Source organism: Achromobacter pulmonis, assembly GCF_021733725.1.
GTDB lineage: Bacteria > Pseudomonadota > Gammaproteobacteria > Burkholderiales > Burkholderiaceae_B > Achromobacter > Achromobacter pulmonis.
In genome coordinates this window covers 659,186-671,008 of record NZ_JAIFOT010000001.1, presented here as the reverse complement: position 1 = coordinate 671,008, position 11,823 = coordinate 659,186, and the positions used below count along the sequence as shown (strand labels likewise).

Below are 11,823 nucleotides of genomic sequence, written 5' to 3'. Positions count from 1 at the left end.
CCGAACCCCCGGCCTGGCCCGCTCGACGCGCGTCACTGCCGCCGGTCCCGGTTCTCCCGCTAGTTTCCCGTTCCGCTTCCCGCACCCGGCGCGCCTCGACGCGATCCGGACGCCGGCAACATCGCCCCGGTGCCTGCGCACGCCCGTACGGGGCGGCAACGGCCCGCCTCCGTGCGGGCCGCGGCCCCGTGCTGCCCGCGCGCGGCGCCTGGCGTCTGTCGTCCGTGTCTTCCCCAACAACACCAATAACGGGAACACTCCGATGTTCACATTCCTCAAGACCTTTTTCTCCTCCGCCGCCGGGCTGCGGCGGTCGGGGCGCCATTTCCGGCGTTCTCCCCTGCTGGAGCAGGGCGGCGCGCAAGCCGCCGCCGACAGCTCCGACGCCGCGCGCCGCGCCAATCGCCGCATGCTCGATGTGGCCCAGCGGGATGTCGAGGCGCTGTTCTCTCTGTTCCGCAGCAGCCGCGGCGGACTCTCGCAGGCCCAGGCAGAAGAGGCCCGCGCCCGCTACGGCGCCAATGACGTCGACCACGAAAAGCCGCTGACCTGGTATGCGCACCTCTGGCAATCGTTCCGCAATCCCTTCAACCTGCTGCTGACCGGACTGGCTTTGCTGTCCTGGGTCACCGACGTGTACATGGCCGGACCCGACGACCCGTCATGGAAGGGCGTCATCATCATTGGCTCGATGGTGGCGATCTCGACGCTGCTGCGCTTCGTGCAGGAGCGCCGTTCCAATCGCGCCGCCGAAGCGCTCAAGGCCATGGTGCAGAACACCGCCACCGTGCTGCGCAGCGATCCCGCCGGCATGGCCGAGGGGGATGCCCGCCGCTTCTTCGGCGCCACACTGCACGGCTCGGGTTCGCGCCAGATCGAGGTGCCACTGGCGGAGCTGGTGCCCGGCGATGTGGTGCTGCTGTCCGCCGGCGACATGATCCCGGCCGATTGCCGTATCCTGGGCGCGAAGGACCTGTTCGTGGCGCAGGCCGCGCTCACCGGGGAATCGCTGCCGGTGGAGAAGTACGCGGAGGCACGGGCCCAGACGGGCAACGCGCTGGAACTGGAGAACATGGCCTTCATGGGCACCAACGTGGTCAGCGGTTCAGGCAGCGCGCTGGTGGTGGCCACAGGCGCCGGCACCTATTTCGGCCAGTTGGCCGGACGCGTGACCCAGGCCTCGCGCATGCCGACGCAGTTCCAGCAGGGGATCAACCGCGTCAGCTGGGTGCTGATCCGCTTCATGCTGGTGATGGCGCCGATCGTGCTGCTGATCAACGGCTTCACCAAGGGCGACTGGCTCGAGGCCTTGCTGTTTGCGCTGGCCATCGCCGTCGGCCTGACGCCGGAAATGCTGCCGATGATCGTCACCGCCACGCTGGCCAAGGGCGCGGTGCGGATGTCGCGGCGCAAAGTCGTGGTCAAGCGGCTGGACGCGATCCAGAACCTGGGCGCCATGAACGTGCTCTGCACCGACAAGACCGGTACCCTGACCCAGGACCGCATCGCGCTCGAACGCCATACCGACGTATACGGCGCCACCAGCGACGATGTGCTGGCCTACGCCTATCTCAACAGCTACTACCAGACCGGCCTGAAGAACCTGCTCGACGTGGCCGTGCTGCGCCACGCCGAGGTGGAGCGCAAACTCGACCTGGCCGCCCGCTACCGCAAGATCGACGAAATTCCGTTCGACTTCTCGCGTCGCCGCATGTCGGTGGTGGTCAGCGAAACCGAGAACGGCCGCGAGCATCATGAACTGATCTGCAAGGGCGCGCTGGAGGAAATGCTGTCGGTCTGCACCCGGCTGCGGGTCGGCAATGACGTCCACCTGTTGACCGACGCGCGCCGTGCCGACATCCGCGGCGTCACCGCCGACCTGAACCGCGACGGGCTGCGGGTGATCGCGGTGGGCGTGCGCGAGTTGCCGCCCACCCAGCAGGCCTATGGCGTGGCCGACGAGGCCGACCTGGTGCTGGTCGGATACATCGCCTTCCTCGATCCCCCCAAGGAATCCACCGGCCCGGCGCTGGCCGCCCTGCGCGACTCCGGCATCGAGGTCAAGGTGCTGACCGGCGATGTCGAACTGGTGACGCAGAAAGTGTGCCGCGAAGTCGGCTTCGACGTGCGCAAGGTCTGCCTGGGCGCCGACATCGAGTCCATGGATGACGGCCGGCTGGCCGTGGCGGTGCGCGAGGCCAATGTGTTCGCCCGCCTGACCCCGGCGCACAAGGAGCGCATCGTGCGGATGTTGCGCGCCCAGGGCAATACCGTGGGTTTCATGGGCGATGGCATCAACGACGCCCCGGCCCTGCGCGCCGCGGACGTGGGCATCTCGGTGGATTCGGCGGTCGATATCTCGAAGGAGGCCGCCGACATCATCCTGCTGGAAAAGAGCCTGATGGTGCTGGAGGACGGCGTGATCGAGGGCCGCAAGACCTTCTGCAACATGCTCAAGTACCTGAAGATGACCGCCAGCTCCAATTTCGGCAACGTCTTCTCGGTGCTGGTGGCCAGCGCCTTCCTGCCGTTCCTGCCGATGTTGCCGATCCACCTGCTGCTGCAGAACTTGATGTACGACATCTCGCAGACCGCGATTCCGTTCGACAACGTGGACGAGGAGCTGCTGAAAAAGCCGCAGCAATGGGATCCCGCCGGGCTTGGCCGCTTCATGGTGTTCTTCGGGCCGATCAGTTCCCTTTTCGATATCGCCACGTATGCGCTCATGTGGTACGTGTTCCAGGCCAATGCGCCCGAGCACCAGACCCTGTTCCAATCGGGCTGGTTCGTCGAGGGCCTGTTGTCGCAGACGCTCATCGTGCATATGATCCGCACACGCAAGGTGCCGTTCCTGCAGAGCCGGGCCGCCTGGCCATTGATGGCGATGACGGCGATGGTGGTGGGGTTGGGAGTGTTCCTGCCGTTCTCGCCCTTGGCCGGATATTTCCAGTTGCAGGCGCTGCCGTGGAGCTACTTCCCCTGGCTGGCGGGCATCCTGTTGGGCTACTGCGCGCTGACCCAATTGCTCAAGGGCCTCTGGGTACGCCGCTATGGTTGGCAATAGGCATTCTTGACATGTACCGCGGCGGGCCAGCCCGCCGCGGCTTCTGGAGAACAGCATGAAAATCTCGACTGTTGCCGCCGCCATGGTGGCGGGCGCGGCCTGTTGGCTGCCGGGCGCCTGTGCGGCCGCCGACCCTCCGGGGGTGCAGCTCTACGGCGTGGTCGACGCCGGTATCGCCACCACGCATATCTCGGGGCAGGGCAGCCATACCGGCATGCTCAGTGGCGGCCTGACCGATTCCCTGTGGGGGTTGCGCGCAAGCGAGGACCTGGGCGATGGCTGGCATACCCGCTTCCAGCTTGAAAGCGGCTTCGACCCGGCCACCGGCAAGCGCGCCGACGATGCGCGCCTGTTCAACTATGGCGCCTGGGTCGGTTTGGCCCACGACCGCTATGGCGACCTGCGCCTGGGGCGCCAGTACACCGTCGGCAAGACCTACGGCAATGCGCTGGAACTGGCGTCCTGGAAGGAAATGGGCATGGGCGCCACTTTCAAGGCTTCGGACAACTACCAGTTCAGCAACCTGATCAACTACTACACCCCCACCTGGAACGGCTTGCAGGCCGGCATCGGCTACGCCTTCGATGCCGACGACCGTGGCCGCTTCCAGACGGCGGCCAACAACCGCGCGCTCAGCCTGGGCGTGAAGTACGAGGAAGGGCCTTGGCTGGCGGTCGCCACCTGGGATCGGATGCGCCTGGCCGAGCCGCCCGCGGGCAGCGACGGACAGCCGCAGGCGCTGCAACTGGGCATCGCCTACGATTTCGAGGTGGTCAAGGTGTCGCTGGCCTGGTCGCGCCAGCGCAACGGCTACGTCGGTCTGGACGGGGGCGATCCGGACAACCTGGGCCAGAACCTGGGGCCGGCGGCCTTCGTGCGCGGCGGTCGCGTCAATGCCTGGCTGCTGGGCGCCAGCGTGCCGGTGGGCCATGGCGCGGTGGTGGCGCAGTGGTCGCTGGCGCAGCCCGACTGGAAATGGGAGGACGGTTCGACGGCGCGCAATGCGCAAGTGTTGACATTGGGTTATACGTATGACCTGTCGCCGCGCACCACGCTCTATGCGTTCGCCGGCTACGCGTCCAATTACACCCTGGACAACCAGTTCGACCCGGGGCATTCCCACACCACGCGCTTCGGCACCGGCATTGCGCACCGGTTTTGAGGCGCGAAGGGCGGCCGGGTCCACTACAATCGACCCGGCCGCGCGTTCAGGCCCGGCAGGGCCGGGGCGCGCCCCGTCGGCATTTTCCGGATGACCCGCATGGACAGTCTCGAATGGCTCATACCCTGGGAGTTCTCTCCCACGCTGGTGGCCCCCTTTCTGGTGGCCATCGTGCTGTTCGTGCGCGGGCAGCGCGTGCACCACGTGACGGCGGCGCGCCGCGTGCTGTTCTGGGTGGGCATGGTGCTGTTGTACCTGTCGCTGCACACCCGTCTGGATTATTACGCCGAGCGCATGTTTTTCATCCACCGTATCCAGCATCTGGTGCTGCACCACCTGGGGCCCTTGCTGGTGATGGCGGCGTTTCCCGGGCAGGTCATGCGGGCCGGGCTGCCGCTGCGCTGGCGCGTGCGCCTGCGTGACTTCCTGCGCACCGGCGCCGGCCGCGCCACCGTGGCGGCGCTGACCCACAAGATCCTCGTGCCGGCGCTGTTCGTGTTCCTGGTGCTGGTCTGGTTGATCCCGTCGGTGCAGTTCTACTCCATGCTCGACTGGCGGTTGTACCGACTGATGAACTGGTCGGTGGTGATCAGCGGCTTCATGTACTGGAACCTGATCCTGGACCGCCGCCCTGCGCCGCCGGCCGCGATGACGCCGGGCGGGCGCGTGATATCACCGATCCTGACGATGCTGCCGCAGATGGTGGCGGGCGCCGTCATCGCCTTCACCGAAAGCGATATCTATCCCTTGTTCGAATTGTGCGGCCGGGCCATCGCCATGTCGGCGCAGACCGACCAGACCATCGGCGGGCTGACCATGTGGATTCCCGCCGCGTTGGTCGAGGTGATCGGGCTGATGGTGGCGCTGGGCACGCTGATGCGTTTATCGGCCAAAGGCCGTTTGCGCAAGGCCGACCGCGATGCCCTGGCACGTGCCAGGGCGCGCCGGGCGGCGTCGGTCTAGCTGCCACCAGGGCCTGGCGGCGGGCAGGGGGGCAGGCGGCCGCTTGCGGCCGCCGTGTCATTCCGGCAGCAGGCCGTGGTATTTCTTGCCGAGCGCCACGGTGGCCTGGAACATCCCGGCCTTGTTGCCGCAGTCATAGCGCGTGCCTTCGTAGCGATGCGCATACACCGCGCGTTCGCGCATCATCGAGGCGATGCCGTCGGTCAGCTGGATCTCGTTGCCGGCGCCCATCTTGGTCGAGCGCAGGTGGTCGAAGATCGCCGCTTCCAGCACGTAGCGTCCCACCACCGCGAGGGTCGACGGGGCGGCGGCGGGATCGGGTTTTTCGACGATGTGGGTGACGCGCTCGGTACGGCCATCGCCCTCGCCATCGCGGGTGGCCACGATGCCATACTTGCGCGTGTCTTCGCGCGGCACATCCTGCACGCCCAGCACGCTGGCGTTCTGCGCCACGGCGATGTCCACCAGTTGCTTCATGGCCGGCGTGTCGGCGTCGATCAGGTCGTCGGCCAGCAGCACGGCGAAGGGCTCGTCGCCCACGGCCGGCGCGGCCGACAGCACCGCGTGGCCCAGACCCAGCGGCGCCGATTGGCGGATATAGAGGCAATTGACGTGGGCGGGTAGAATGCCCCGCACCATGGCGAGAAGCTCGTGCTTGCCCTTGCTTTCGAGGTCGGATTCCAGCTCGGGCGCGGAATCGAAATGGTCTTCGATGGCCCGTTTGTTGCGACCCGTAACGAAGATCAGGTCGGTGATACCGGCGGCCACGGCTTCTTCGACGGCGTACTGGATCAGCGGCTTGTCGACCACGGGCAGCATTTCCTTGGGCATCGCCTTGGTGGCGGGCAGGAACCGCGTGCCCATGCCGGCGACAGGGAAAACGGCTTTACGGACGGGACGCATTGAAACCTCGTTTGGGGTATCGATGAAACATTTTAAGCGCATCGCTATCATAGGCTCATGAACCGCAGGAAAATGCCATCCATTTGCTCGATTGCGCGGCGAGGCGCGACCATCGGAATCTGTGTCGCGCTGGCGGTGCCAGCCTTGCCCGTGACGGCCTGGGCCCAGCCGGTGGGCCTGCCCTCGATGGGCGCGGCTTCCGCCGCGGACCTGTCGCCCGCGCTGGAGCGCAGTCTGGGCGAAGCCATCATGTCGCAGGGGCGGCGCGATCCGACCTACGTCGATGATCCCGAACTCAGCCAGTACCTCACCACCATGGGGCGCAAGCTGGCGGCGTTCTCGCCCGGCGCGGTGCCCGATGTCGAGATGTTCGGCGTGCGCGACCCCGAGATCAACGCGTTCGCCATGCCGGGCGGCTTCATCGGCGTCAACACCGGGCTGATCGTGTCCTCCGGCAGCGAATCCGAACTGGCGGCGGTGCTGGCGCACGAAATCGGCCACGTGGTCCAGCGGCACATCGCGCGCGGTATGACGCAGCAGAGCCAGAACAGCATGGTCATGCTGGCGAGCCTGGCGGGCGCGCTGCTGGCGGCGCTGGCCGGCGGTGGCGGCAACCTGGCGATGGGCGTGGCCGCGTTCGGCCAGGCCGCCGCCATCAATCGCCAGCTGGGCTTCTCGCGCGATGCCGAGCGCGAGGCCGACCGCGCCGGCTTCACCATGTTGACCAAGGCGGGCTATGACCCGCAAGGCATGGCGCAGATGTTCTCGCGCCTCATGAGCGCCTCGCGCCTGAACGAAGGCGCCGGCGGCGGCTCGTGGGCCAGTACCCACCCGCTGTCCATCGAGCGTATGTCCGATGTGCAGAACCGGGTGCGTTCGCTACCGCCATCTCGCCATGTCGACAGCGATGATTTCTGGTACATCCGCGCCAAGATGCGCGTGGTGCAAGGGCGCGATGCGGTCAGCCTGCGCACCGCCGGACAGCAGTTGCAGGACGAGGCCCAGGCCCTGTCCGGGGTGCGCCGTTCGGCCGCGTACTACGGCCTGGCCCTGCAGGCGTTCCAGCGCAACAGCCTGGACGAAGCCGAGCGCCAGCTCGCGCAGGCCGCCGCCGACGGTCGCGATTCGCCGCAGATGGCCAAGCTTGCCGTCGATATCGCGTTGGCGCGCAAGGATTACCGGCGGGCCCAGGACCTGGCGCAGGCCGCGATCCGGCGCTGGCCCGGGCAGCGGGCGCTGGGCATCGCCTACGCCTCGGCGCTGCAGGCCAATGGCCGCCACGCCGAGGCCCAGGAGTATCTGCGCGCCAGGATCAAGCAGTGGGGCTCGGACGAGCCCAGCCTCTACCAGATGCTGGCGCAGAGCGAAGAGCGCACCGGCAAGCCGGTGCAGGCGCGCCGCGACCTGGCGCGCTATTACGTGATGACAGGCGCCTTCGCGGCGGCGGAGTCGCAGCTGCAGCAGGCGCGCGGCATGTCCACCGATTTCTACGAGCAATCGCAGATCGACGTGCAGATCAAGGAAGTCAAGGACCGGCTGGCCGAAGAGCGCCAGTTGCTGGAGCGTTTCAAGTCGGGTTGATGCGGCGCCGGTGCGCGCGTGGGCGCTGCCGGGGCGAGCCGGGCCCGCGCCAGCGCCGGAACCGGTGCGCAGGCCGCGCCTGGCGAACGACTACAGGCCGGTCTCGAAGAATCGGCCCAGCCGCTGCGGCAGCCAGCCCAGGTGGGCCGGAAACGCCCCCGTCGGGAATCCCGCGTGGCCGCCGTCGGTCGGCTGGTGCAAGAGGATGCTGGACGAGCACTCGTCCGGCTTGGGCAGGGCGCTGGCGGGAATGAATGGATCGTTCAGCGCGTTCAGCACCAGCGTCGGCACCGCGATCCGTGGCAGCCAGGGCTTGCTTGAGGCCCGTGTCCAGTAATCGAGCGCATTGCGGAACCCATGCATGGGCGCGGTGTAGGCGTCGTCGAAATCGCGCAGGTCGCGCGCGTGGGCGATGCGCATCACGTCGATGGCGCCGGGATAGCGGTGCGCCTTCTCCAGGACCTTGTGCTTGAGCGTCTTGAGGAAATGGCCGGTGTAGACCTTGCGGTTGAAGAACCCGGTCGACAGCGTCTTGCCGCAGGCCACCAGGTCCAGCGGCACCGACACGCCCGCGCAGGCTGTCAGCCAGCCGGTGTCTTCCTGGTGTTCGCCCAGGTATTTCAGCAGAGCATTGCCGCCCAGCGACACGCCCACCGCGTGCCAGCGCGCGTGCGGGATACGGTCGCGCACCGTGTTCAGCAGGAAGCCGACCTCGGCCGAGTCGCCGGAATAATACGCCCGCGCCAGGCGGTTGGGCACACCCGAGCAGCCGCGGAAGTGGGCGATGACGACGATCCAGCCACGCGCCCGGAAGTGGTGCGCGATGGACTGGGCATAGCGGCTGTTGCTGCCGCCTTCCAGGCCATGGAACAGCAGCAGCGCCGGCGTGTCGGCCGTCTGCGGCAATGATTTCCAGTCGGCTTCGGTCATCCAGCGCGCGGCCGCGGTCTTGCCGTTGGCGACCGGCCGCTGGCCGCTCACGGGCGCGCCGTCGGCGGCCTTGTGCGGGAACAGCCCGGGCCCGGTCCAATCGAAATCGACGAAGTCGGTGTCGGGCGTTTCGACCCGGTCGCGCACGAAGGCGATGCGGTGGTACTGCGCGAACAGCGCGGCGTAGACCGTCTGGGCATCGCCTCCGGGCAGCCAGGAGGGAACAGGGCAGGGCGTTGTGTCGAAGCGAGCAGCAGCCAAAGTCGACCCGATCAGTGCAGCATGTCGGGCACGTCGTGCAAGTCGAGCACCCCGGCTTCGGTGGGCGCCGACGAGGCGTGGTGCATGACCATGCGCCAGCCGGTGGGGCCCTTGTGATAGATATTGGTGGCGTAGCAGTTGGCGAACTGCGTGCCTTCCCGTGTGCGCACCGCGACCTGCTCGACCAGTACATGCACCGCGCACATCATGCTCAGCATGACCAGCGGGCGCAGCGGCCGGATGTGCAACGGCCCATTCGCCAGCACGTGTTGCCAGGATTCCTGCACGGCCGAGTGGCCGACGATGCGCAGGCCGCCCGGGTGAATGCAGACGACTTCCTCGTCGTCCGCCCACACCTGCATCAGGCGGACGGTGTCCCCCTGCTCAAGGGCTTCATAGAAGGCGTGTTCTGCTTCTTCGGGCGTGGCGAACATGGTGGCGGAACGGATGGCTATTGGGCGGCGGGTCTTCTCAGTGGCCGTGGCCGTGCAGCACGGTGCCGGGCTTGAGCCGATACTCGGCGCCACAATAGGCGCAGCGCGCCGAGCCGTTGTGGGCGACGTCCAGGAAGACGCGCGGGTGCATGCTCCACAGCGGGGCCTTGGGACCCGGACAGAACACAGGCAGGTCTTCGGCGCCGACTTCGATGACTTCGTGGGGGGCGGCGGCCGGGGCAGCGGCGGTCATGGAATTTCCTGAATAAAAAATACCGGTGATACGGTAGGTTGGGGCAGTAATGCTGCCCTGCCAGGGCAGGGCGGCGCGAATCAGACTTTGCTCAGCCAGTGATGGTACTTCGGGTTGCGGCCATTCACCATGTCAAAAAACGCCTTCTGCAGTTTCTCGGTGATGGGGCCGCGCCGGCCCGAGCCGATCTGGCGGTTGTCGACCTCGCGGATCGGCGTGACTTCCGCGGCGGTGCCGGTGAAGAAGGCTTCGTCGGCGATGTAAACGTCGTCGCGCGTCAGGCGCTTGGTCACCACGCGCAGGCCGAAATCGGCCGCCAGCGCATGGATGGTGGAGCGGGTGATGCCGGTCAGCGCCGAGGCGATTTCGGGCTCGCACAGCACGCCATCCTTGACCAGGAACAGGTTTTCGCCCGAGCCTTCGGCCACGAAGCCCTCGGTGTCCAGCAGCAGGGCCTCGTCGTAGCCGTCCTGCAGGGCCTCGGTATTGGCCAGGATCGAGTTGGCGTAGGTGCTGGCGACCTTGGCGCGCGGCATGGTCACATTGACATGCTGGCGGGCGAACGACGATACCTTGACCCGAATGCCCTGCGACAGGGCTTCTTCGCCCAGGTAGGCGCCCCAGGGCCAGGCGGCGATGGCCACGTGCACCTTGGCGCCCTTGGGCGACACGCCCATCTTTTCGGGGCCGTAGAACACCAGCGGGCGCAGGTAGCAGGATTCCAGCTGGTTCTCGCGCACCACCGCGCGCTGGGCTTCGTTGATCGTGTCGCGATCGAACGGCATCGGAATCTGGTAAATGTGCGCCGAGTTGAACAGACGGTTGGTGTGGTCTTCGAGGCGGAAGATGGCGGTGCCGATCTCGGAGCGGTAGGCGCGCACGCCCTCGAATACCGACAGGCCGTAGTGCAGGGAGTGCGTCAGGACGTGCGTGGTCGCATCGCGCCAGGGCACGAGCTTGCCGTCATACCAGATGAAGCCATCGCGGTCAGCCATCGACATGGTCTGCTCCCTGTCTAAACCCGAGGGCCGTATTGTATCAAGCGGCGAGGTTACAATAACGCGCTATTCGCGCACCGGCGCGGTGCCCTCGGGCGCCGACGGGCCCGGCGGGCGAACAGGTTGTCGTGCGTTTCCTTTCCCACAGAGTTTCCATGTCGTCCTGTCCGAATCCCCAGGGGCCCGCCGTTGTCCTCTGAGTCTGCGCTTTCCGAATCCGAAGATCCGCGGCAGGTCCGCCAGGAGCGCATCGCCGCTTTCCGCGCCGGGGTCCACGCCATCGTGCCCGCCCTGATCGCCACCGCCACCTGGGGGCTGGTGACCGGCGTGGCCATGGTCAAGTCGGGCCTGACCGAATCCATGGCATTGGCCATGACCCTGCTGCTGTACGCCGGATCGGCGCAGCTCACGTCCCTGCCACTGATCGCCACCGGCGCGCCGCTCTGGCTGGTCTTTGCCGCCGGTTGCGTGGTGAATCTGCGCTTCCTGATCTTCGGCGCGGCGTTGCAACCCTATTTCCGCCACCTGTCCTGGCCCAAGCGGCTGGGGCTGGGCTACTTCACCACCGACATGGGCTTCGTGCTGTTCATGCCGCGCTTCGGTGACGCCGCCGAGCGCGGCACCCGCGAACAACTGTGGTATTTCCTCGGCACCATTGCGCCGGGCTGGTTGGTCTGGCAGACCTCGTCCATCATCGGCATCTACCTGGGGACCATGGTGCCGTCGGCCTGGTCGCTGGATTTCGCGGCGGTGCTGGCGCTGTTGGCCATTACGGTGCCGCTGGCCAATTCCAAACCCATGCTGGTGTCGATGCTGGCCGCGGGCGTGGTCGCCTGGACCGGCCAGGTGCTGCCGCTGCGCCTGGGCCTGGCGGCCGCGGTCATCGCGGGCGTGGTGGCCGGCATGTGGGCCGAACGCTTCTTCAAGGCGCGCACATGACATTCTGGCCGTCCGAAATCTACGTCTATTCGGCGATCCTGCTGCTGGCGCTGTGCAGTGTGCTGACGCGCGCCGGCTTCATGCTGTTCGGCGACTACATCCCGCTGCCCGATGGGGTGCGCCGCGCGCTGCGCTATGCGCCCGCCGCCGCGCTCACCGCCATCGTGGTGCCCGACCTGCTGCCCTGGAAGGCCGGGCTGGGCCCGCTGTTCGACTACAAGCTGGTGGCTGGCATCGTCGCCATTCTGGTGTTTCTGCGCACCCGCAGCGCGGTGTTGGTCATCGTGGTCGGCATGCTGGTGCTGTGGGGGCTGCGCTGGCTGGCGGGTTGAGGC

General features: G+C 67.2%; 11 protein-coding genes, 1 tRNA gene and 1 pseudogene. 8 read left to right on the top strand and 5 right to left on the bottom strand.

The genetic code is table 11. The annotated features are described in order from the left end of the window. Positions 1 to 262: 262 nt before the first annotated feature. The 5 genes and pseudogenes from mgtA to K2W61_RS03090 all read left to right on the top strand — a co-directional run bounded on the left by mgtA (position 263) and on the right by K2W61_RS03090 (position 5,189). Positions 263 to 3,064: a magnesium-translocating P-type ATPase gene (mgtA, locus tag K2W61_RS03105; RefSeq protein ID WP_175131244.1), complete on the top strand. Its 2,802-nt coding sequence runs from the start codon at positions 263 to 265 to the stop codon at positions 3,062 to 3,064. Positions 3,065 to 3,119: 55 nt separating this feature from the next. Then, positions 3,120 to 3,860 (top strand): annotated as a pseudogene (locus K2W61_RS27840) (porin); the annotation flags it as partial. 136 nt (positions 3,861 to 3,996) lie between these two features. Then, positions 3,997 to 4,116: transfer RNA gene (locus K2W61_RS03100), tRNA-Ser, on the top strand. Beyond that, positions 4,074 to 4,226: a hypothetical protein gene (locus K2W61_RS03095; protein ID WP_175131102.1), complete on the top strand. Its 153-nt coding sequence runs from the start codon at positions 4,074 to 4,076 to the stop codon at positions 4,224 to 4,226. Before K2W61_RS03100 ends, K2W61_RS03095 begins: the two co-directional genes overlap by 43 nt. A gap of 90 nt (positions 4,227 to 4,316) precedes the next feature. Beyond that, the gene (locus K2W61_RS03090; RefSeq protein ID WP_236755038.1) at positions 4,317 to 5,189 is read left to right on the top strand and encodes a cytochrome c oxidase assembly protein; all 873 of its coding nucleotides are present in this window, start codon (positions 4,317 to 4,319) and stop codon (positions 5,187 to 5,189) included. A 57-nt stretch (positions 5,190 to 5,246) separates the two neighbouring features. Here K2W61_RS03090 and galU read toward each other — a convergent pair whose 3' ends face one another. Continuing rightward, positions 5,247 to 6,092, bottom strand: a complete 846-nt coding sequence (gene galU, locus K2W61_RS03085; protein WP_175131246.1) for a UTP--glucose-1-phosphate uridylyltransferase GalU — start codon at positions 6,090 to 6,092, stop codon at positions 5,247 to 5,249. 57 nt (positions 6,093 to 6,149) lie between these two features. Here galU and K2W61_RS03080 point away from each other — a divergent pair, with 57 nt between their 5' ends. Next, the gene (locus tag K2W61_RS03080) at positions 6,150 to 7,673 is read left to right on the top strand and encodes a M48 family metalloprotease (RefSeq protein ID WP_175131247.1); all 1,524 of its coding nucleotides are present in this window, start codon (positions 6,150 to 6,152) and stop codon (positions 7,671 to 7,673) included. A gap of 90 nt (positions 7,674 to 7,763) precedes the next feature. On the opposite strand, the gene K2W61_RS03075 is transcribed toward K2W61_RS03080, so the two are convergent. The 4 genes from K2W61_RS03075 to K2W61_RS03060 form a co-directional block, all read right to left on the bottom strand. After that, the gene (locus K2W61_RS03075; protein ID WP_175131248.1) at positions 7,764 to 8,864 is read right to left on the bottom strand and encodes a YheT family hydrolase; all 1,101 of its coding nucleotides are present in this window, start codon (positions 8,862 to 8,864) and stop codon (positions 7,764 to 7,766) included. Positions 8,865 to 8,875: 11 nt separating this feature from the next. Next, on the bottom strand, positions 8,876 to 9,298 hold the full coding sequence (locus K2W61_RS03070) for a YybH family protein (RefSeq protein ID WP_025136834.1): 423 nt from the start codon (positions 9,296 to 9,298) through the stop codon (positions 8,876 to 8,878). A gap of 37 nt (positions 9,299 to 9,335) precedes the next feature. Continuing rightward, complete coding sequence (locus K2W61_RS03065) at positions 9,336 to 9,551, bottom strand: zinc-finger domain-containing protein (protein ID WP_175131249.1); 216 nt, start codon at positions 9,549 to 9,551, stop codon at positions 9,336 to 9,338. Positions 9,552 to 9,631: 80 nt separating this feature from the next. Next, positions 9,632 to 10,552, bottom strand: coding sequence for a branched-chain amino acid transaminase (locus K2W61_RS03060; RefSeq protein ID WP_175140958.1), 921 nt, complete (start codon positions 10,550 to 10,552; stop codon positions 9,632 to 9,634). A gap of 186 nt (positions 10,553 to 10,738) precedes the next feature. On the opposite strand from K2W61_RS03060, the gene K2W61_RS03055 reads away from it, so the two are divergent. Together K2W61_RS03055 and K2W61_RS03050 are read left to right on the top strand one after the other, a co-directional pair. Beyond that, on the top strand, positions 10,739 to 11,488 hold the full coding sequence (locus K2W61_RS03055; RefSeq protein ID WP_175131251.1) for an AzlC family ABC transporter permease: 750 nt from the start codon (positions 10,739 to 10,741) through the stop codon (positions 11,486 to 11,488). Then, positions 11,485 to 11,820, top strand: coding sequence for an AzlD domain-containing protein (locus K2W61_RS03050; protein WP_175131252.1), 336 nt, complete (start codon positions 11,485 to 11,487; stop codon positions 11,818 to 11,820). Before K2W61_RS03055 ends, K2W61_RS03050 begins: the two co-directional genes overlap by 4 nt. The last annotated feature ends 3 nt before the right edge of the window (positions 11,821 to 11,823 follow it).

Bases quoted from the DNA above. Each gene is read 5' to 3' on its own strand.
- mgtA (WP_175131244.1), top strand. From the start codon at position 263: ATGTTCACATTCCTCAAGACCTTTTTCTCCTCCGCCGCCGGGCTGCGG.
- K2W61_RS03060 (WP_175140958.1), bottom strand. From the start codon at position 10,552: ATGTCGATGGCTGACCGCGATGGCTTCATCTGGTATGACGGCAAGCTC.
- K2W61_RS03050 (WP_175131252.1), top strand. From the start codon at position 11,485: ATGACATTCTGGCCGTCCGAAATCTACGTCTATTCGGCGATCCTGCTG.
- galU (WP_175131246.1), bottom strand. From the start codon at position 6,092: ATGCGTCCCGTCCGTAAAGCCGTTTTCCCTGTCGCCGGCATGGGCACG.
- K2W61_RS03065 (WP_175131249.1), bottom strand. From the start codon at position 9,551: ATGACCGCCGCTGCCCCGGCCGCCGCCCCCCACGAAGTCATCGAAGTC.
- K2W61_RS03070 (WP_025136834.1), bottom strand. From the start codon at position 9,298: ATGTTCGCCACGCCCGAAGAAGCAGAACACGCCTTCTATGAAGCCCTT.
- K2W61_RS03080 (WP_175131247.1), top strand. From the start codon at position 6,150: ATGAACCGCAGGAAAATGCCATCCATTTGCTCGATTGCGCGGCGAGGC.
- K2W61_RS03090 (WP_236755038.1), top strand. From the start codon at position 4,317: ATGACCCGCATGGACAGTCTCGAATGGCTCATACCCTGGGAGTTCTCT.